We start from the raw sequence: 19,931 nt of genomic DNA, 5'->3' as shown, positions 1-19,931 counted from the left end.
CGTACGCGTCACGGCGTTGCCGTTTGCACCGCGTCCGGCGCCGGCGTGCCGTGCCACTTCACGACGAGCGCGCGCCCCGCCCACGTGAGCAGGCCGCACACGCCGATCGTCACGCCCATGCCGAACGGCGAGATGCCCGGGAACCAGCCGACCACGGCGCTCGCGAACGCGCCGAGTGCAAGCTGCGTCGCGCCGAATACGGCCGCCGCCGCGCCCGCGTTCTTCGGATAGCGGTACATGAGATCGGTCGCGCAGTTCGCGCCGAGTAGCCCCACTACGCTCACCACGAAGAAGAGGCCAAACGCGATCGACCACAGGCCGCCCCAGCCCGTCACGCACATGAGCGCGACGAAGAGCGACGCGACGATGCTCACGCCCGAAGCGATCGACACCATGCGCAGGGTGCCGAGCCGCCCGATGAAGCGCGTGTTGAGGAAGTTGCCGAGCATGATCCCGAACACGTTCGCGCCGAAGAAGAACCCGTAGTGCTGCGGCGAAACGTGGAAGTACTCGATATAGACGAACGGCGTGGCCGAGATATAGGTGAACATCGCGGCGAACGCCATGCCGCCGCAGAGCATGTGCCCCCAGACGAGCGGATCGCGCAGCAAGCGCCCATAAGCCGCGAATGAGCGCAGCACGGCCGCGCTTTCGCGCTTTTCCGGCGGCCAGGTTTCCGGTACGCGCAGATAGGCCGCCACGGCGCACGCGAGGCCGAACAGCGTGAGCGCGACGAACACCACGCGCCAGCCGCCGATCAGCAGCAACTGTCCGCCGATCAGCGGTGCGAGCAGCGGCCCGATCGCCGTGACGATCGCGACCATCGAGAGGACTTTGGCGGCGTCCGATGGCTCGTGGGCGTCGCGCGCGATGGCCCGCGAGAGCACCGAGGCCGCGCCCGCGCCGAGCGCCTGCAGAAAGCGCACGATCACGAGCTCGCCCACCGAAAACGAGAGCCAGCAGGCAATGCTGGCCACCGTGAACAGCGCGATGCCGCCGAGCAGCACGGGGCGGCGGCCATACGCGTCGGAAACCGGGCCGTAGAGCAGCATACCGATCGAAAAGCCGGCCATGAAGCTCGTGAGCGTCGAGGCCGCGGCGGCGGCGCTCACGCCGAACGACTGCGCGATGGCGGGCAGGCTCGGCAGATACATGTCGGTGGCGAGCGGGCCGCAGGCGGCGAGTGCGCCCAGCAACAGGATCAGCCGGCCATCGGGCCGGCGGCGCGGGGAATGGGACATGGTGTGTGTGGCGGCGAAACACGCGCGGCTCGCGCGGTCTCGATGTCATGGGCCGAGTCATCCGTCGCTGCAGGAGCGGACGAAAGCGGACAAAAACAGCAACGCGGTGCCGCGAATTGTACCTGACGCCCCTCGGAGGCCATCCGCCGCCCCACATCCGGCGGCGTCGCGGCTTTGCGCTAAGCTGCCCGCTTTCGCTCATCTTGCCGCGTTGCCGACATGACCGCCTTCCTGCTCATCTGGAGCCCCAAGAAGTGGCCCTGGCCTGAACTGCCCGGCTTCGCGCGCCGTGTGCGCGCCGGGGAAGCTGTCGCCGACACCTGGGGATGCGGGTTCGCGCGCGGCATTCTGCCGGGCGACCGCGTGTTCCTGCACCGCGTGGCCGCCGAGCCGCGCGGGCTGTTCGGTTCCGGCTACGTCACGCGCGCGCCCTACGAAGTGCCGGACGCCGCGTACAAGCGCGGCTACCGGTTGTGTATCGACTTCGTCTACGACTGGCTCGTCGACGCGGGCGAAAATGTCGTCATCGCGCGCGACGACTTGCGCGTGCACCCGTTTTCGATCCAGACGTGGGACGCACAAAGTTCGGGCACCGTCATCAAGCCGGCGGCCGAAGGCGCGCTGGAAAAGCGCTGGGCGGAGCTGACCGGGCGGCGGCCCATGCCGGCGCCGGCCATCGCGGCCATGCAGGCATGGCACGACAATCTGCGCAACACGGCGCCGCACCTCCTGCCGCCAGCCCGCAAACGCAGACAGTAGCAGGCAGAAACGGGCCCGTCAGCGCGCTGAATCGGGGCGCGTCCGGACCGCCCAGACCGACCGGGGGGGCCGGCCCGATCCGCGCGACTCCGGTACAATTTCGGGAGAACAGCCCCATCGCCCGCGCCCCTTGCGGCGCCGCATGGGTCCGTACGCCGGCCCCCTTTCGTCAGCGCCGCGCGCCACACCACTTTCGCAGGTCCAGCACTCATGTCCAACACCCAGTCCAGCACGCACAACCGCAACGAAGCCCTCTTCGAACGCGCCCAGCGCACCATTCCGGGCGGCGTGAATTCGCCGGTGCGCGCGTTCCGCTCGGTCGGCGGCACGCCGCGCTTCATCGAGCGCGCGCAGGGGGCGTACTTCTGGGACGCCGAAGGCAAGCGATATATCGACTATATCGGCTCGTGGGGCCCGATGATCGTCGGCCACGTGCATCCGGAAGTGCTCGAAGCCGTGCAACGTGTGCTCGCGAATGGGTTCTCGTTTGGCGCGCCGACCGAGGCCGAGATCGAGATCGCCGAGGAAATCTGCAAGATCGTCCCGTCGATGGAGCAGGTGCGCATGGTGTCGAGCGGCACCGAGGCGACCATGAGCGCGCTGCGTCTCGCGCGCGGCTTCACGAAGCGCGACCGCATCGTGAAGTTCGAAGGCTGCTACCACGGCCACGCCGACAGCCTGCTCGTGAAGGCCGGCTCGGGCCTGCTCACGTTCGGCAACCCGACGTCGGCGGGCGTGCCGGTGGATATCGCGAAGCACACCACGGTGCTCGAATACAACAACGTCGCGGCGCTCGAAGAAGCGTTCAAGGCATTCGGCGACGAGATCGCCGCCGTGATCGTCGAACCGGTCGCGGGCAACATGAACCTCGTGAAGGCCACGCCCGAGTTCATCGGCGCATTGCGCAGCCTCACGGCGAAGCACGGCAGCGTGCTGATCTTCGACGAAGTGATGTGCGGCTTCCGCGTCGGCCTGCGCGGCGCGCAGGCGCTCTACGGCGTCGAGGCGGACATGGTGTGCCTCGGCAAGGTGATCGGCGGCGGTATGCCGGCGGCGGCGTTCGGCGGCCGTCGCGAGATCATGGATCACCTCGCGCCCAACGGCTCGGTGTACCAGGCGGGCACGCTCTCGGGCAACCCGATCGCGGTCGCGGCGGGCCTGAAGACGCTGCAACTCATCCAGGCGCCCGGCTTCTACGAGCAGCTCACCGCGAAAACCGAACGTCTCGCCAAGGGGCTGTCGGCGGCGGCGCGCGAAACGAAGGTGCCGTTCGTGGCGGATTCGGTGGGCGGCATGTTCGGCCTCTATTTCGCGGACAAGGTGCCAGGCAGCTTTGCCGAGGTCACGAAGAGCGACATCGTGCGCTTCAACCGCTTCTTCCACCGCATGCTGGACGCGGGCGTCTACTTCGCGCCGTCGGCCTACGAGGCAGGTTTCGTCTCGAGCGCGCACGACGACGCGATCCTCGACGAAACGATCGCCGCGGCACGCAGCGCGTTCGCAGCGGAAGCCGCGGCTGAAAACGTCACGCAATAAGGCATCACGCAAACGACCGCCGGCGCGGCGCGCGCCTCGCCGGCCCCCTCTGACCGCCGCCCGAGAGAAAGCCCGACGATGTTTTCGCAATCCGATTTCGTCCACATGGAGCGTGCGCTCGCGCTCGCGCACCGCGGCCTGTACACGACCGACCCGAACCCGCGCGTCGGCTGCGTGCTGGTGAAGGACGGCGTGGTGATCGGCGAGGGCTTCACGCAGCCGGCCGGCCAGGATCACGCCGAAATCCAGGCGATGAAGGACGCCCGCGCACGCGGGCACGACCTGCGCGGTGCGACCGCGTACGTGACGCTCGAGCCGTGCAGCCACTTCGGCCGCACGCCGCCCTGCGCGAACGCGCTGATCGAAGCGAAGGTCGCGCGCGTGATTGCGGCGATGGAAGACCCGAACCCCCTCGTGTCGGGGCGCGGGCTTTCGATTTTGCGCGACGCGGGTGTCGACGTGCGTTGCGGGCTGCTGGCCAACGAGGCGCGCGAACTGAATATAGGCTTCGTTTCGCGCATGACACGCAAGCGTCCGTGGGTGCGCATGAAGGTGGCCGCATCGCTCGACGGCCGCACCGGCCTGCCCTCGGGCGAAAGCCAATGGATCACGGGCGAAGCCGCGCGCGCCGACGGCCACGCCTGGCGCGCGCGCGCCTCGGCCATCCTCACGGGTATCGGCACGGTGAAGGAAGACGACCCGCGCATGACCGTGCGCGCCGTCGACACCCCGCGCCAGCCCAAACGCGTGCTGATCGACAGCCGGCTCGACGCCTCGCCGCTCGCGCAGATTTTCGTGGGCGCGCCCACGCTCGTGTTCTGCGCGGCGCTCGACGCGAGCAACGAAGAACGCGCCGAAGCGCTGCGCGTGCGCGGCGCCGAAATCGTCGCGCTCGGCAACGACCAGGGCAAGGTCGATCTGCCGGCCATGCTTACCGAGCTCGCCGCGCGCGGCGTGAACGAACTGCACGTGGAAGCGGGCTACAAGCTCAACGGCTCGCTCCTGCGCGAAGGCTGCGTGGACGAACTGCTCGTGTATGTGGCGCCGTCGCTGCTCGGCACGAACGCGCTCGGCATGATCGACATCGCTGCGCCCGCGACGCTCGACGAGCGCACGCGCCTCGCCTTTCATTCCGTCGATCGCCTCGGCAACGATCTGCGCATTCTTGCGCGCGTCGTCACGACGCAAGACGCCTGACCCTCACTGATGCACTGAACACAAGGAACAGCACGATGTTTACCGGAATCGTCGCGGCAGTGGGCCGCATCGAATCGATCAAACCGCTCGGCACCGGCGCCGACGCAGGCGTGCGCCTCGCCGTCAACGCAGGGAGCCTCGGCCTCGAGGACGTGCAGCTCGGCGACAGCATCGCGATCCAGGGCGCGTGCATGACTGTCATCGAGAAGTCGGCAACGGGCTTCGACGTCGACGTTTCGCGCGAAAGCCTGAACCGCACCGTGGGCCTCGCGGCGACGGGCGAAGTGAACCTCGAAAAGGCGCTGCGCGCGAACGACCGCCTGGGTGGCCACATCGTCTCGGGTCACGTGGACGGCCTCGGCACCGTCACGCGCTTCGCGCCCGTGGGCGAGTCGCATGAACTGCGCATTCTCGCCCCGGCGGATATCGGCCGCTATCTCGCCTACAAGGGCTCGATCACCGTGAACGGCGTGAGCCTCACGGTCAACTCGGTCGACGATCACGCGGACGGCTGTGAATTCTCGATCAACCTGATTCCCCACACCGTGGAAGTCACCACGCTCAAGCATCTTCGGACCGGTACGAAGGTAAATCTCGAGATCGATCTGATTGCGCGCTATGTCGAGCGGATGCTCTCGGCGGAAAAGGCAGCGAATTCGGCCGCGCAGGACTAAAAGCCGCCGGGCCGGCGCCATGCCTGCCCCGGACGCGCGCAAGCACGCGCGCCGGGGCGCTGATAGAATCTAGCCTTCCCCTACGCGTTCGCCACACGGCGTGCCGCGTTCCCATCACCCGAATCGAACCAGGAGGCACAGTTGGCAACGATTGACACGAGCGCCGCCATGCCGATGGTCCGGGTGATGTTGCACGTTGCGTCGCGTCACGCAACCGTCCCGCTTCCAGCGCAGCCATAGCGCGTCCCGCGCGGCATGTTTTCAGACGCCGCGCCGTATTCAGCGAATTCGAGGTCAGGCCGTCCGGCAACCGATGCCCGGGCGTGCGAAGCCCGTTTTCCGTCTTAACGCTTCACGCTTCCTTCAGGAGAGTCTTCGGGCGTCACGTCCGGAGCATGCTGTCCATGACAGAGCTAAATACAAAACCCGAATCGGGCGGGCAAACTTTCCGCAAGGTCCTCGGCTTCACCTTCCGGCACTGGGCGCGCCAACCGGCGCGCGTCACGGCCGTCGCGCTCGCCTCGCTCCTCGGCGCGCTCGCCGACGTGCTCACGCCCCACTACGCGGGCCAGCTCGTCGACGCCCTCACGCACGGCGGCGCAGCTAGCAGCGCCGCCGCCTGGCATGCGGCGGTCGTCGCGTTCTGGGCGCTCACGGCGCTCGGGCTCGGCGGCACGATCATGCGCCAGGCCGCGTACCGCAACATCATCACGCTGACGCTGCGCATGATGAGCGAGATCGCCACGCAGGCCTTCCATCGCGTGCAGCGCTTCTCGACAGACTGGCACGCGAACAGCTTTGCCGGCTCAACGGTGCGCAAGGTCACGCGCGGCATGTGGGCGCTCGACCTGCTCAACGACACGCTGCTCGTCGCCCTCTTCCCGTCACTCGTCATGCTGGTCGGCTCGACCATCCTGCTCGCGGTGCAGTGGCATGTGATGGGCCTCGTGGTCGGCATCGGCTCGGCCGTGTATCTGGCGATCACGGTCTCGCTCTCGCTCTTTTACGTCGCGCCCTCGGCCCGGCTCGCGAACCAGTGGGATACGAAGATGGGCGGCGCGCTCGCCGACGCCATTTCGTGCAACGCCGTCGTCAAGGCGTTCGGCGCGGAAACGCGCGAAGAAGCGCGGCTCGCGCGCGTCGTCACCAAGTGGAGCAGCCGCACGCGGCGCACGTGGCAGCGCGGCACGCTCAACGGCGGCGTGCAGGGCGCGCTGCTCGTGGGCATGCAGGCAGCCATCCTCGGTGCGGCGCTGCTGCTTTGGGCGCGCGGTCTCGCGAGCGTCGGCGACATCACGTTCGCGCTCACGCTGTTCTTCCTGCTCAAGGGATATCTGCGCGATGTGGGCATGCACGTGCGCAACCTGCAGCGCTCGGTCAACGACATGGAAGAGCTCGTCGCGCTCGACGCGGCGCCGCTCGGCATCGAGGATCAGCGTGATGCGCCGCCCATCGTGATCGATCAGGGCGATATCTGCTTCGAGAACATGACGTTCCGCTATGGCGACCACGCGCAAGGCCGGGCGCTCTACGAGAACCTCACGCTGCGTATCGCGCCGGGCGAGCGCGTGGGCCTCGTCGGCCATTCGGGCTCCGGCAAGACCACGCTGATCAAGCTGATCCAGCGCCTTTACGACGTGTCCGGCGGACGCATCACGATCGACGGCCAGGACATTGCGCGCGTGCAGCAGGCGTCGCTGCGCTCGCAGATCGCCATCGTGCAGCAGGAGCCGGTGCTGTTCCACCGCTCGCTTGCCGAGAACATCGCCTATGCCCGGCCCGGCGCGACCCACGCCGAAATCGAGCGCGCGGCGAAGCTCGCGAGCGCCCACGACTTCATCACGGCGCTGCCGCACGGCTACGACACGCTCGTGGGCGAGCGCGGCGTGAAGCTCTCGGGCGGCGAGCGCCAGCGCGTGGCGATCGCGCGCGCATTCCTCGCGAATGCGCCGATCCTGATCTTCGACGAAGCGACCTCGAGCCTCGACAGTGAAAGCGAAGTGCTGATCCAGCAGGCCATGGAGCGGCTCATGGAGGGCCGCACGACCGTGGTCGTCGCGCACCGGCTCTCGACCGTGCGAGCGCTCGACCGGCTGCTCGTGCTCGAGCGCGGACGCGTGGCGGAGGAAGGCACACACGACGCGCTCGTGCGCCGCGAAAACGGCCTGTACCGGCGCCTGTTCGAGCGCCAGGCGCTGGAACTGACGAAAGGACTCGCCGACGACGTGATCCTGCGCTGACGCGTCGACCCTTCGCGTACCTTCCCGCCGCAAGCCGGCTCAGGCGGAAGCCGCGCGCGCGTGCGGCGTGATGCGCGCGGGCACGGAAAATGAAGCACGAATAGTAACGTTTCACCTGAATGACGTATTGCGTTACTAGCGTGAAACAGACGCGATTCGCGCCTTCCCGCGTTCTGGGCGACGCGCCCGCCCGCGTGGCGTAAAATGTGGCCTTTCCAGCCAGAATCCGAACATGACGCTCGCCTCCACCCCTGAGATCATCGCCGAGCTCAAAGCCGGCAAGATGGTCATCCTCGTCGACGAAGAAGACCGGGAAAACGAGGGTGACCTCGTCATCGCTGCGGAGTTCGTCACGCCTGAAGCCATCAACTTCATGGCGAAGTACGGCCGCGGGCTGATCTGCCTCACGCTCACCCAGGAGCGCTGCAAGCTGCTCAACCTGCCGCTCATGACCTACCGCAACGGCACGCAGTACGGCACGGCGTTCACGGTCAGCATCGAGGCCGCCGAAGGCGTCACGACCGGTATTTCCGCCGCCGACCGCGCCCGCACGATCCAGGCGGCCGTCGCGCACGACGCGCGCGCCGAGCACATCGTGCAGCCCGGCCACGTGTTCCCGATCATGGCCCAGCCCGGCGGCGTGCTCGTGCGCGCGGGCCACACCGAAGCAGGCTGCGACTTCACGGCGCTCGCCGGCCTCACGCCCGCCTCGGTGATCTGCGAGGTCATCAAGGACGACGGCACGATGGCGCGCCTGCCCGACCTCATGGAGTTCGCGCAGGAGCACGGCCTGAAGGTCGGCACCATCGCCGACCTGATCCACTACCGCAGCCGCACCGAATCGATCGTCGAGCGCGTGGCCGAGCGCACTATGCAAACCGCCCACGGCCCGTTCCGCGCGGTCATGTATGTCGACCAGCCCACGCGCACGCCGCACATCGCCCTCGTGCGCGGCACGCCCAAGCCCGGCGTCGATACGCCCGTGCGCGTGCACGAGCCGCTTTCGGTGCTGGATCTGCTCGAAACGGGTTCGTCCACGCACTCGTGGACGCTCGACGCCGCCATGCGCGAGATCGCCTCGCGCGACGTGGGCGTGATCGTCATGCTCAACTGCGGCGAACCCAAGGAACACCTGATCGACGTCTTCAAGGCGTTCGACCAGAAAGAACGCGCGGAGGCCCTCGCCCGCCGGCCCGTAGACTTCAAGACCTACGGCATCGGCGCGCAGATCCTTCGCGAACTCGGCGTGGGCCGCATGCAGGTGCTTTCGAAGCCGCGCCGCCTCGGCAGCATGTCGGGCTACGGTCTCGAGGTCACCGGCTTCGTGCCGATGCCCGGCGGCAACCCGCAAGCGCCCTGCCCGCCGGAAGCCGCTGACCCTGCCTCGTCGCGCGCCTGAAGTCGCATCGCGCTCTTTTCACGCGTCACCACGCTCAACCGAACTTACGGACACCACATGGAAATCGGACAATACCAACCGAACCTCGACGGCGACGGACTGCGCATCGGCATCGTCCAGTCGCGCTTTAACGAACCGGTCTGCAACGGCCTCGCCGACGCCTGCATCGAAGAACTCGAACGCCTCGGCGTAACGGGCGAGGACGTGCTGCTCGTCACCGTGCCGGGCGCACTCGAAATCCCGCTGGCGCTGCAAAAGCTCGCCGAAAGCGGTCAGTTCGACGCCCTGATCGCGCTCGGCGCGGTCGTGCGCGGCGAGACCTACCACTTCGAGCTCGTCTCGAACGAAAGCGGCGCGGGCATCTCGCGCGTCTCGCTCGACTTCAACGTGCCCGTTGCGAACGCCGTGCTCACCACCGAGAACGACGAGCAGGCCGTGGCCCGCATGACCGAGAAGGGTCGTGACGCCGCGCGTGTCGCCGTGGAAATGGCGAACCTGACGGTGGCGTTGGAGCAGCTCGACGGCGGCGACGACGACGAAGAAGACGAGGAAGACGAAGAGGAACAGCAATGAAGAGCGCGCGCCGCCGCTCCCGCGAACTGGCCACGCAGGGGTTGTATCAGTGGCTGCTGTCGGGTGTGCCCGCCGGCGAGATCGACGCGCAGCTGCGCGGTTCGCAGGGCTACGACAAGGCCGATCACGAGCATCTGGACGCGATCCTGCACGGCGTCATCCGCGAGTCGGACGAACTGTCCGCCGCCATCACGCCGTGTCTCGACCGTCCGATCGAGCAGCTTTCGCCTGTCGAACGCGCGGTGCTGCTCGTCGCGACCTACGAGTTCAAGCATCACGTCGACATTCCGTACCGCGTCGTGATCAACGAGGCGGTCGAGCTCACGAAGACCTTCGGCGGCTCGGACGGCTACAAGTACGTGAACGGCGTGCTCGACAAGCTCGCGGCGCAATTGCGCGCCACCGAAGCGCAAAACGCCCGCAAGTCGTAAGAACGCGAGCCGCCGGGGCAAGCGGGTGCGCCTGAGCGCCCGGCCCCGCGCGCCGCGTGATCTGTCAGTACTGGAAAGACCCGCATGAACACCGTTGCCGAACCGCTGCTGCGGCTAGCCGCGCGCGTCGACGAGATCCAGCCTTTCTACGTCATGGAACTGGCGAAGGAAGCCGCGAAGCTCGAGCGCGCTGGGCGCGACATCATCCACATGGGTATCGGCGAGCCGGACTTCACGGCACCCGAGCCCGTCGTCGAGGCGGCCGCCGCCGCGCTGCGCCGCGGCGTCACCCAATACACGAGCGCGCTCGGCATCCACGCGCTGCGCGAGGCGATCGCCGCGCACTACCAGCACGCGTACGGCCTTACGGTCGACCCCGCGCGCATCGTCGTGACGGCCGGCGCCTCGGCGGCGCTCCTGCTCGCCTGCACCGCGCTCGTCGATCGCGACGACGAAGTGCTGATGCCCGACCCCTGCTATCCGTGCAACCGCCACTTCGTGACCGCCGCGGAAGGCAAGCCGGTGCTCGTGCCGAGCGGACCGGAGGCGCGCTTCCAGCTCACCGCCGCCGATGTCGAGCGCCTGTGGTCGCCGCGCACCCGCGGCGTGCTGCTCGCCTCGCCGTCGAACCCCACCGGCACTTCTATCGAGCCCGACGAACTCAAACGCATCGTGCACAGCGTGCGTGCGCGCGGCGGGTTCACGATCGTCGACGAGATCTATCAAGGCCTCTCGTACGACACGCCGCCCGTCTCCGCACTGTCGTTCGGCGACGACGTGGTGACCGTCAACAGCTTCTCGAAGTACTTCAACATGACCGGCTGGCGTCTGGGCTGGCTCGTCGTGCCGCCTTCGCTGGTCGGCGCATTCGAAAAACTCGCGCAGAACCTGTTCATCTGCGCGTCGGCGCTCGCGCAGCATGCCGCGCTCGCGTGCTTCGAGCCGGACACGCTGAAGCTCTACGAAGGCCGCCGGCTCGAATTCAAGCGCCGACGCGACTTCATCGCGCCGGCGCTCGAGTCGCTTGGCTTCACGGTGCCCGTGATGCCCGACGGCGCATTCTACGTCTACGCCGACTGCTCGAACGTCGCGCACCCGGCCGCCGGCGACAGCGACGCGCTCACCCGCGCGATGCTGCACGACGCAGGCACGGTAATGGTGCCCGGCATGGACTTCGGCGTCGCCGCGCCGCACCGGTACGTGCGGCTCTCGTATGCCACGGCGTACGAGCGCCTGGAGGAAGCGGTCGAACGGCTGCATACGTTCTTCGGACACTGAACCGCTGGTGGTCGAGAAATGGAAAAAGGCACCCGAAGGTGCCTTTTTCGTTTGGTCCCGTCTTTCAGCCAGAGGCTCAGGCACCCAATTCGGGCGAAGCGTGCTTCTGGGCCGTCGTGCCGGTACTGGCGTCGTCCTGAGCCGAACCGCTGTTCGCGGCCGACGACTTCTCGACGATCGCGTGGGCGCTGTCGAGCGTCACGTGCACGCGCTTCTCGCCGTTGATGCTCGCCACCTTCTGCGGCGCAGACGTGGTGGCCGTGGTGGTGACGGGCGCCTGCGGCGCGTTGATCGGCACGTTGCGCCCGCGTGCGACGTCGCGCAGACGTCCCCGCTCGGCCATCACCTTGGCGCCGTAGCCGCCGTCGTCCGGCGACGTCGAACCGACGTACAGACGCAGGCCGCCCGGCAGCGAACCGCCGCGCGCGATGCAATCCTTGAGCACCAGCGCGCCGACCTTGATGTTGGCGAGCGGATCGAGCGCCGCGCGCTGACCGCCGAAGTACTGGAACTTGTCCGAGTGCACCTTCGACATGACCTGCATGAGGCCCTGCGCGCCCACGCCACTCTCGGCGTACGGGTTGAAGCCCGATTCGATCGCCATCACGGCGAGCAGCAGCAGAGGATCGAGCCCCACTTCACGGCCGGTGTCGAACGCCGCTTTCACGAGTTCGCCGACCGGCTCCTGCGCGACCCGGTAGCGGCGCGCCAGATAGGTGGCGACGAGCGCCTGTTCACGCGCCGAAACGAGCACGCGGTCATCACGGGCGTCGGGCGTGACGCGCTGGGGCGGAATCATGCGCGCGAGCGAGCCGACGCTGGTCGGCAGCGCACGCGGATCGAGGCCGTTGAGCGTGACGGCATCGAGCGTGGCGATGCCGCCGTTCGACACCGAACTCGCGACCTTCGCGACCGTGCCGTTGGAGCCAGCGGGCGAAATGCCCGCGGCGCCGGCAGGGCCGGGCGCGCCGGCATCGGGCGCGAGCGCGGTAGGCAGCATCGCGCCGTCGGCGTTGTCGTCGTTGTTCGTCACGCCAGGAGGCGCAAACGAGGGCAGCGGGTTGCCTTGCAGCAGACGTGCCGGGCCGGCCTGCACGGCCGCCGAGACGAAGGGCATCACGCGCGCGGCCAGCGTGCCGCGCCACGTGGGCAGCAGCCAGAGGGCGACCGCGAGCACGACGGCACAACCGCCAACAATGCTGAAGAGGTGATGGCTAAGACGCGTGCCACGACGCAGCAGCGCACGCAGGCCAAGAGCTACACGCTCGTCGGCGCGCCACCACGATAACCAGGTATTCATCTACAGATCTCCCATGTTGCATGATCCCGCGCAGGGGTCGGCACGAGGCAGACGGCCAATCGCAGGATCAAGACATCGCGCGCCCTGGCTGGTGCGGCAGCGATGTCGGGAAAACGGCAAGTTCGCCGTGGGTGGAACTCCTTTGGGGCAACCAGGCACGCAATGTGCGCGCGCCGGGAGTTCTCACGCGAAAAGCCAGCACGAAGTGGCGCTGACGTGGACAACCAATCTTTACCGTATGCAAGCCGTGCAGGGGTTCGGCAAAACGGCGACGCGTTGCGTCTGAAGGGCCGGGAAGGTGGTTAAAAATTTCAAACCCTGCAACCAATGTGGACGGATTCTAGCAGCCTGTTATAGATCGTCAATACTATAGAATGTCAAATCTATAACTAATTGTAATGATGAACACCGTTCAATCCTCCGGAAACCGCGTGCCAAGTGCCTCTGCGGCTTGTTATGCCGATTGGCTAGCAGCGTGTGCCAGCCAACACAGGTAAAATCGACAATCGTTACGCCGCGTTTCGGTCCGGCTTCGATCGCCGGGCGCGGACCGCAGCCGCCCTGCAACCGTTGCGCAGCCTCCCAATCCGGCCGGCACTGGCCGCGCGAGCGTGCCCGCAGGGTTGCCCACCGAGTTGCCCAACTGGCCCCCAATGAAATACAAAGACCTGCGCGACTTCGTTGGTCGCCTGGAGACGATCGGCGAATTGCGCCGCGTCCCGCAAGCTGTCTCCCCGGTGCTGGAAATGACCGAGCTGTGCGACCGCGTCTTGCGCGCCGGCGGCCCGGCCCTGCTCTTTGAGAACCGTTCGACGCACGCGTTCCCGGTGCTCGGCAATCTGTTCGGCACGCCCCGGCGCGTCGCGCTCGGCATGGGCATCGACGCGCCCGAAAGCGGCGGCGACGGCGCCGCGCTCGAGTCGCTGCGCGACGTGGGGCGCCTGCTTTCGGCGCTCAAGGAGCCCGAGCCGCCGCGCGGCTTGAAGGACGCGGGCAAGCTGCTCACGCTCGCCAAGGCCGTCTGGGACATGGCGCCGAAGTCCGTGAGCGCGCCACCTTGCCAGGAAATCGTCTGGGAAGGCTACGACGTCGATCTCGCCAGACTGCCGATCCAGACCTGCTGGCCTGGCGACGCTGGCCCGCTCGTCACCTGGGGCCTGACCGTCACACGCGGTCCCAACAAGACGCGCCAGAATCTCGGCATCTACCGCCAGCAGCTGATTGGCCGCAACAAGCTCATCATGCGCTGGCTCGCGCATCGCGGCGGCGCGCTCGACTTCCGCGAGTTCGCCCTGAAGAACCCGGGCAAGCCTTATCCGGTGGCGGTCGTGCTCGGCGCCGACCCGGCGACGATCCTCGGCGCCGTCACCCCGGTGCCCGACACGCTCTCCGAATATCAGTTCGCGGGCCTGTTGCGCGGCGCCCGCACCGAGCTCGCCAAGTGCCTGACGCCCGGCGTCGACACGCTGCAGGTGCCCGCGCGCGCCGAGATCGTGCTCGAAGGCTTCATCTACCCGCAGGCGGGCGAGACCGGCCCGGCACCCGCTGGCGCGCCGCCCCGCCCCGCCAAAGGCGCGAGCGCCGCGTACGAACACGCGCTCGAAGGCCCCTACGGCGACCACACGGGCTACTACAACGAACAGGAATGGTTCCCCGTGTTCACAGTCGAGCGCATCACCATGCGCCGCGATGCGATCTACCATTCCACATATACAGGCAAGCCGCCCGACGAGCCCGCGGTGCTCGGCGTGGCGCTCAACGAAGTGTTCGTGCCGCTCCTGCAGAAACAGTTTGCCGAGATCACCGACTTCTATCTGCCGCCCGAGGGGTGCAGCTACCGCATGGCGATCGTGCAGATGAAGAAGAGCTACCCCGGGCACGCAAAACGCGTGATGTTCGGAGTATGGAGCTTCCTGCGCCAGTTCATGTATACAAAGTTCATTGTCGTGGTCGACGATGATGTGGACATTCGCGACTGGAAGGAGGTGATCTGGGCGATCACCACACGTATCGATCCGGCGCGCGATACCGTGCTCGTCGAGAACACGCCGATCGACTATCTCGACTTCGCTTCGCCGGTGGCCGGCCTCGGCTCGAAAATGGGGCTCGACGCCACCAACAAGTGGCCCGGCGAGACGGATCGCGAATGGGGCCGCGCAATCGAGATGGACGCCGCTGTGAAGACGCGCGTCGACCGTCTGTACGACGAGCTCGGCTTTAGCAGCACCTGACGCGCTGCGCTGCGCGACCGGCGCAACCCGGCGTTACCCGGCATCGGGCCCAAGGCCCAACGCCGGCCGATTCATCCGCGACGCCTTTTCGCGACGCCGCGCTTACCGCGTCACGCCTCGTGCATGGCATGAGCCGCGGCGCCAGTGAACCTGAAGGAGACTCGAGGATGATGCCCGCATCGGAGCGCCTGACGCAACTGAACGACCCCGCCCTCTTCAAGACCCGTGCGTACATCGACGGCGAATGGAGCGGCGGTGCGGCGACGTTCGCCGTGCTCGACCCCGCCGACAACGCAGAGATCGCGAGCGTGCCCGACTTCGGCGCCGACGAGGCGCATCGCGCCATCGGCGCCGCGAACGCCGCGCTGCCCGAGTGGCGCGCGAAGACAGGCAAGGAGCGCGCCGCCATCCTGCGGCGCTGGTTCGACCTCGTGATCGAGCACGCCGACGATCTCGCCGCGATCATGACCGCCGAGCAAGGCAAGCCGCTCGCCGAGGCGCGCGGCGAAGTGATCTATGGCGCGTCTTTCCTGGAGTGGTTCGCCGAAGAAGCCAAGCGTGTGAACGGCGACGTGCTCGCGAGCCCGGCCAGCGACCGCAAGCTCGTCGTGCTCAAGCAGCCGATCGGCGTGTGCGCCTCGATCACTCCCTGGAATTTCCCGATCGCGATGATCACACGCAAGGTCGCGCCGGCCATTGCCGCGGGCTGCACGATCGTCGTGAAGCCCGCCGAGCAGACGCCGCTTTGCGCACTCGCGCTCGCCGAACTGGCGCAGCGCGCGGGCGTGCCCAAGGGCGTGTTCAACGTGCTCACCGCCGACTCCGCGAACTCCATCGCAATTGGCAAAGCTCTCTGCGAGAGCGACATCGTGCGCCATCTCTCGTTCACGGGATCGACGTCGGTGGGCCGCATCCTCATGCAGCAGTGCGCGCCGACGGTCAAGAAACTCGCCCTCGAACTGGGCGGCCATGCCCCCTTCATCGTGTTCGACGACGCCGACCTCGACGCCGCCGTGGAAGGCGCGATGATCTCGAAGTATCGCAACGCGGGCCAGACCTGCGTCTGCACGAACCGCTTCTATGTGCACGACAGGGTGTACGAAGCTTTCGTCGAGAAGCTCGCCGCCGCCTCGCGCAAGATCAAGGTAGGCAACGGTTTCGATGACGGTGTAAGCCAGGGGCCGTTGATCGACGACGCGGCCGTCGCCAAGGTCGAGCAGCACATCAGCGATGCGACCGCCCAGGGCGCGAGGCTCGTGGCGGGCGGCAAGGTCAGCTCGGGGCGTTACGTCGAGCCCACCGTGCTCGCCGACGTTACGCGCGACATGCTGATCGCCCGCGAGGAAACCTTCGGTCCGGTCGCGGCGGTATTGCGCTTCAGTGACGAAGCCGAAGTGATTGGCCTCGCCAACGACACCGAATTCGGCCTCGCCTCGTACTTCTACAGCCGCGACATCGGCCGCGTCTGGCGCGTCGCGGAAGCGCTCGAGTACGGCATGGTCGGCGTGAACACCGGACTCATCTCGAACGAAGTCGCGCCGTTCGGCGGCGTGAAGCAGTCGGGTCTCGGGCGCGAAGGTTCGAAGTACGGCATCGACGAATATGTCGAATTGAAGTATCTGTGCATCGGCGTTTGAAGCACGTTTGAGCCGCCTGCGCCCGCTTCCTCACGGGCGGGCGTGTGCGGCATGCAGTCCATACCAACAAAAAATCGTTTTCATGTCTCACGTATCCCTGCTTTCCGACGGCTTTTTCCTGTCGCTTTCGCTTTGCCTCGACATCGGTCTCGTCAACGTCGCCATCATCTCGCTCACGCTCACGCACGGCTTTCGCCCGGGCTTCTGGCTAGGGCTCGGCTCGTGTTTCGGCGACCTCATCTACGCCGCGCTCGCGCTTGCCGGCATGGCCGCGCTGCTGCAGTTTTCGCCCGTGCGCTGGATCGTGTGGATCGGCGGCTCCGCCCTGCTGCTCATGCTCACGTGGAAGATGGCGCGCGAAGCGCTCAATCCGGCATCGGCGCCGCCCGTGGAAGGCGAAGCCGGCTACGCCGCGCCGCTGCCCAACCCGTGGCGAAGCTTCGGGCGGGGCGTGTTGCTCGCGCTCTCGTCGCCTAGTGCGATTCTCTGGTTTGCGGCAGTCGGCGGCGCGCTCATCGCAAAGTCGGGGGCGACGAGCGCCAAGGCGGCCTCGCTCTTCCTGCTGGGCTTTTTTGCGGGCGGGCTCGGCTGGACCTTTTTCCTTTGCGGACTGGCCAGCCATGGCCGCAAACGCGCCGGCACCGCCCTGCTGCGCGCCTGCCACGTGCTTTCGGCGCTGCTGTTCGCTTATTTCTCGTACAGCGTGACCGTGCACGGCTATCGCGATTTGATCCTGCAGGGCGCGGGCGCGTCGTAAGCGGTGTCGGGCGCAGCGTGTACCTCGCCGCGCATCAAGATCCGGATCCGCGCGCAGCGACTTGGCGCGCCGCGCAAGGCGCGAAAGCGAACGCCCAAAACAAACGGCGCAACGCGGCGTGAGCCGGCGTTGCGCCGTTCGTGAAACCTGCTGCCGGGCCGCGTGCGCCGCCCGTCGCGCTCAATGACGATAGTAGCCGCGGCCGTAGTAACCGTGGCCATAGTAGCCGTGATGCCAGTACGGACGGCCGTAGTAGCCATAGCCACCGTAGCCGCCTACGACGACCGCGGGCGGCGGTGCGTAGACCACCGGCGGCGGCGCATAGACTACGGGCGGGGGCGGCGGTGCGTAGACGGGCGCCGCATAGACGGGATACGCCGGTGCCACCGGAATGCCAATGCCGATACCCACCGAGACGTGCGCCTGGGCCGCGCTGACGAACCCCACACCCAGCGCGGCGGCAACGATGAACGATACGGTCTTTTTCACTTCTCTTCTCCTGGCGGCCACCAGCGGCGACACGCATATGACGGGCACTGCCCACGCAATCAATGTATCGAAAACGGCGGCCCTTATTGGTAGCCATTTGTTTCGAATTGCAATCCTGTTTTGGGGGCGCTTAATAGCGTGTCAAGCCCGATGGGCGCGGCCGCTGCGAAAAATCGCCACACGCGCGCCCGATCACGCCGCGATTCGTTACAAAAACCAGGGCGCTGTCATTGTTACCGGCGCGAAGGTGCCGGCAGGCCAATCACCCGGTAATGTTTGATTACAAATTGGTCGGCCGGACTGCGGCCGCCAGGCGCGGCGCGGCTGTAAACGACGATGCCCGGTCCTGGAACCGGGCATCTCTTCCGACCCACCGGCGGCGCACAAACCGCCCGCCAGGCTGAGCAAACTCTCCGCTATCCGACCTTTACATAGGTGAATTCGCGCGTGACGCTCGGTGGCACATACGCACCGCTGATGCGCACACGCGGCGTGAGACGCTTCTTCTGATCCCACCAGCGGCGGCGCTGAAAGGGCGTGAGAAACCGTAAATGCTTTCGGTAAGCGAAGATGCTCATGGTGAACTCCCCGAATCGGACTACCGACAGGAACAAACCCAATTGCACGACTGCAACAACGAAACCGAAACGATGAGAAGTATTGTGCTCAGATTCCAGGACAAAAATGGCAGTGTTGTGAGATAGCCTCACTAGTGCCGTATATGCATACCGCACTATTCGTTGCGGCTTCCACGTGCTGGGTTTGAGTTGCTGCGCATAGTGCGCCGCGAGCTAACAGCAGGAATCGTGCCGCCTCAGGGCTACCGGCGCGACGTCGTGCCCATCACTGTCATTTGTAGTCGCACCATTGGCGCGTGATCGGTACGAAAGCGAACATATCGTGCGCCCGTGCGGCCCCGGCGCAACACTTGCGCCCTGAGGCGCCTTCTGGCGCGGTCTGTCAGAATCACTGTAGCCGTTCGCCGAAAAGCCTGCCGTGAGCGCAACCATTTTGCGCGGCTTGCACGCCAAAGCCGCGGCCCCGCCGCGCGCCAGGCCTTCGCGGCGGTTTCGCTCGCGGATACTGGCAAGGCGTGAGCCGTGGTAATGTGGCGACGGCGCGCGCATCGCAACGCAGGCACCGCGCGCGCCCATGGGATACACCGACGAGCACGCACAATGATCAAGGTCAGCATCCTCTATCCGTCTCGCGCGAACGGGCGTTTCGACACCGGGTACTACTGCACGCACCACATGCCGCTCGCGGCGAAGCTCTTTGGCGAGTCGCTCAAGGGCTGGTCGGTCGACATCGGCATCAACGCCGGGCCGCCGGGCACGCCCCCGCCGTACGTCGCGGCCGGACACTTCCTGTTCGAGACGGTCGATGCGTTCTACGCGGTGTTTCAGCCGCATGCCGACACACTCCTCGACGACATTCCCAACTACACCGACGGCGGAAATGGCACCATTCTGATCAGCGAGGTCAAGGTGTCCGTCTGAAGTGCTCCGCAGGGTTGAACGGGGCGAGCGGAACCCCGACATGACCTTTTATCGGCCGCCACACGCCAAGCGCGCCGCCACCCACACAAGAAGGAAACAACACCGATGTTCGGCGATATCGCCCGCTTTCTGCTCAATACGGTCTTCACGCTATTCGGCGCCGCCCTGCTGCTGCGCGCCTGGCTCCAGTACGTGCGTGTGCCGCCGTACAACCCCGTGACCCACGCGATCCAGCAGGTCACCAACTGGCTGGTGCTGCCGCTGCGGCACGTGATTCCCGGCGTGCGCGGCATCGACTGGGCGAGCGTGGTCGGCGCGCTGATCGCGGCCATTGCCTACGTGCTGCTGATGGTATGGATCGCGGGCGTGGACCCACTGGGTCTTTTGCCGACGCTTCTGATCGTCGCCGTGCTCACGCTCGTGAAATGGGCGCTCAACCTGCTGATCTGGCTGACGATCCTGATGGCGCTGCTCTCGTGGCTCAACCCGCGCTCGGCGGCGATGCCCGTGTTGTTCCAGCTGACGGCGCCGTTCCTCAACCCGCTGCGCCGCATTCTGCCGAACCTGGGCGGCCTCGATCTCTCGCCGATTTTGCTCTTCGTAATCGTGCAGGTGCTGCTGATGGTGGTCACGCGCGCGGCGGTTTCGCTCACGCTGTTCGGGATTTGATGACGCATCGGCAGACGGCGT

At 66.8% G+C, this 19,931-nt stretch carries 19 protein-coding genes; 15 read left to right on the top strand and 4 right to left on the bottom strand.

What is annotated here, in order from left to right; translation table 11 throughout:
* Nucleotides 1-8 precede the first annotated feature (8 nt).
* Nucleotides 9-1,241 (bottom strand): Bcr/CflA family multidrug efflux MFS transporter, encoded by a 1,233-nt coding sequence (locus M3I53_RS11370; RefSeq protein ID WP_254316039.1) that lies wholly within the window; start codon nucleotides 1,239-1,241, stop codon nucleotides 9-11.
* Nucleotides 1,242-1,460: 219 nt separating this feature from the next.
* On the opposite strand from M3I53_RS11370, the gene M3I53_RS11365 reads away from it, so the two are divergent.
* From M3I53_RS11365 to M3I53_RS11325, 9 genes are all read left to right on the top strand, one after another.
* A complete protein-coding gene (locus M3I53_RS11365) occupies nucleotides 1,461-2,000 on the top strand; it encodes a hypothetical protein (protein WP_254316038.1) in 540 nt (179 codons plus the stop codon).
* A 210-nt stretch (nucleotides 2,001-2,210) separates the two neighbouring features.
* Nucleotides 2,211-3,536: a glutamate-1-semialdehyde 2,1-aminomutase gene (gene hemL, locus M3I53_RS11360; RefSeq protein WP_254316037.1), complete on the top strand. Its 1,326-nt coding sequence runs from the start codon at nucleotides 2,211-2,213 to the stop codon at nucleotides 3,534-3,536.
* A gap of 78 nt (nucleotides 3,537-3,614) precedes the next feature.
* A complete protein-coding gene (gene ribD / locus M3I53_RS11355; RefSeq protein WP_254316036.1) occupies nucleotides 3,615-4,733 on the top strand; it encodes a bifunctional diaminohydroxyphosphoribosylaminopyrimidine deaminase/5-amino-6-(5-phosphoribosylamino)uracil reductase RibD in 1,119 nt (372 codons plus the stop codon).
* Between the two features lie 35 nt (nucleotides 4,734-4,768).
* Nucleotides 4,769-5,407, top strand: a complete 639-nt coding sequence (locus tag M3I53_RS11350) for a riboflavin synthase (protein ID WP_254316035.1) — start codon at nucleotides 4,769-4,771, stop codon at nucleotides 5,405-5,407.
* Between the two features lie 404 nt (nucleotides 5,408-5,811).
* Complete coding sequence (locus tag M3I53_RS11345; protein WP_254316034.1) at nucleotides 5,812-7,647, top strand: ABC transporter ATP-binding protein; 1,836 nt, start codon at nucleotides 5,812-5,814, stop codon at nucleotides 7,645-7,647.
* Nucleotides 7,648-7,879: 232 nt separating this feature from the next.
* Nucleotides 7,880-9,046, top strand: coding sequence for a bifunctional 3,4-dihydroxy-2-butanone-4-phosphate synthase/GTP cyclohydrolase II (gene ribBA / locus M3I53_RS11340; protein WP_254316033.1), 1,167 nt, complete (start codon nucleotides 7,880-7,882; stop codon nucleotides 9,044-9,046).
* A 57-nt stretch (nucleotides 9,047-9,103) separates the two neighbouring features.
* Nucleotides 9,104-9,619 (top strand): 6,7-dimethyl-8-ribityllumazine synthase, encoded by a 516-nt coding sequence (gene ribH, locus M3I53_RS11335; RefSeq protein WP_254316032.1) that lies wholly within the window; start codon nucleotides 9,104-9,106, stop codon nucleotides 9,617-9,619.
* A complete protein-coding gene (gene nusB, locus M3I53_RS11330; RefSeq protein WP_042260852.1) occupies nucleotides 9,616-10,050 on the top strand; it encodes a transcription antitermination factor NusB in 435 nt (144 codons plus the stop codon). Before ribH ends, nusB begins: the two co-directional genes overlap by 4 nt.
* Before the next feature lie 84 nt (nucleotides 10,051-10,134).
* Complete coding sequence (locus M3I53_RS11325; protein WP_254316031.1) at nucleotides 10,135-11,328, top strand: pyridoxal phosphate-dependent aminotransferase; 1,194 nt, start codon at nucleotides 10,135-10,137, stop codon at nucleotides 11,326-11,328.
* A gap of 76 nt (nucleotides 11,329-11,404) precedes the next feature.
* Here the strand turns inward: M3I53_RS11325 and M3I53_RS11320 are convergent, their stop codons facing one another.
* Nucleotides 11,405-12,628: a transglycosylase SLT domain-containing protein gene (locus M3I53_RS11320; protein WP_254316030.1), complete on the bottom strand. Its 1,224-nt coding sequence runs from the start codon at nucleotides 12,626-12,628 to the stop codon at nucleotides 11,405-11,407.
* A gap of 653 nt (nucleotides 12,629-13,281) precedes the next feature.
* Between M3I53_RS11320 and M3I53_RS11315 the strand changes: the two genes are divergently transcribed.
* The 3 genes from M3I53_RS11315 to M3I53_RS11305 all read left to right on the top strand — a co-directional run bounded on the left by M3I53_RS11315 (nucleotide 13,282) and on the right by M3I53_RS11305 (nucleotide 17,253).
* Nucleotides 13,282-14,859: a UbiD family decarboxylase gene (locus M3I53_RS11315; RefSeq protein WP_254316029.1), complete on the top strand. Its 1,578-nt coding sequence runs from the start codon at nucleotides 13,282-13,284 to the stop codon at nucleotides 14,857-14,859.
* A gap of 170 nt (nucleotides 14,860-15,029) precedes the next feature.
* A complete protein-coding gene (locus M3I53_RS11310) occupies nucleotides 15,030-16,496 on the top strand; it encodes an NAD-dependent succinate-semialdehyde dehydrogenase (RefSeq protein ID WP_375542506.1) in 1,467 nt (488 codons plus the stop codon).
* 82 nt (nucleotides 16,497-16,578) lie between these two features.
* Nucleotides 16,579-17,253, top strand: a complete 675-nt coding sequence (locus tag M3I53_RS11305; RefSeq protein ID WP_254316027.1) for a LysE family translocator — start codon at nucleotides 16,579-16,581, stop codon at nucleotides 17,251-17,253.
* 180 nt (nucleotides 17,254-17,433) lie between these two features.
* Here M3I53_RS11305 and M3I53_RS11300 read toward each other — a convergent pair whose 3' ends face one another.
* The gene (locus M3I53_RS11300; RefSeq protein WP_069262732.1) at nucleotides 17,434-17,742 is read right to left on the bottom strand and encodes a hypothetical protein; all 309 of its coding nucleotides are present in this window, start codon (nucleotides 17,740-17,742) and stop codon (nucleotides 17,434-17,436) included.
* Between M3I53_RS11300 and M3I53_RS11295 the strand changes: the two genes are divergently transcribed.
* The gene (locus M3I53_RS11295; protein WP_254316026.1) at nucleotides 17,720-18,022 is read left to right on the top strand and encodes a hypothetical protein; all 303 of its coding nucleotides are present in this window, start codon (nucleotides 17,720-17,722) and stop codon (nucleotides 18,020-18,022) included. The genes M3I53_RS11300 and M3I53_RS11295 overlap by 23 nt on opposite strands.
* A gap of 136 nt (nucleotides 18,023-18,158) precedes the next feature.
* On the opposite strand, the gene M3I53_RS11290 is transcribed toward M3I53_RS11295, so the two are convergent.
* Entirely contained in the window at nucleotides 18,159-18,320 is a 162-nt protein-coding gene (locus M3I53_RS11290) for a hypothetical protein (RefSeq protein ID WP_254316025.1), read from the bottom strand.
* A gap of 600 nt (nucleotides 18,321-18,920) precedes the next feature.
* Between M3I53_RS11290 and M3I53_RS11285 the strand changes: the two genes are divergently transcribed.
* Both M3I53_RS11285 and M3I53_RS11280 read left to right on the top strand, forming a co-directional pair.
* Nucleotides 18,921-19,241 carry an EthD family reductase gene (locus M3I53_RS11285; protein ID WP_254316024.1) on the top strand — a complete coding sequence of 107 codons (321 nt, stop codon included), beginning with the start codon at nucleotides 18,921-18,923 and terminating at the stop codon, nucleotides 19,239-19,241.
* A 105-nt stretch (nucleotides 19,242-19,346) separates the two neighbouring features.
* Nucleotides 19,347-19,910: a YggT family protein gene (locus M3I53_RS11280; RefSeq protein ID WP_254316023.1), complete on the top strand. Its 564-nt coding sequence runs from the start codon at nucleotides 19,347-19,349 to the stop codon at nucleotides 19,908-19,910.
* The last annotated feature ends 21 nt before the right edge of the window (nucleotides 19,911-19,931 follow it).

The sequence above is a fragment of the Paraburkholderia sp. CNPSo 3272 genome, from assembly GCF_024206495.1.
Taxonomy (GTDB): Bacteria; Pseudomonadota; Gammaproteobacteria; order Burkholderiales; family Burkholderiaceae; genus Paraburkholderia.
Note: the sequence above shows the minus strand (reverse complement) of the source record. Positions and strands in the feature narration are given on the sequence as shown.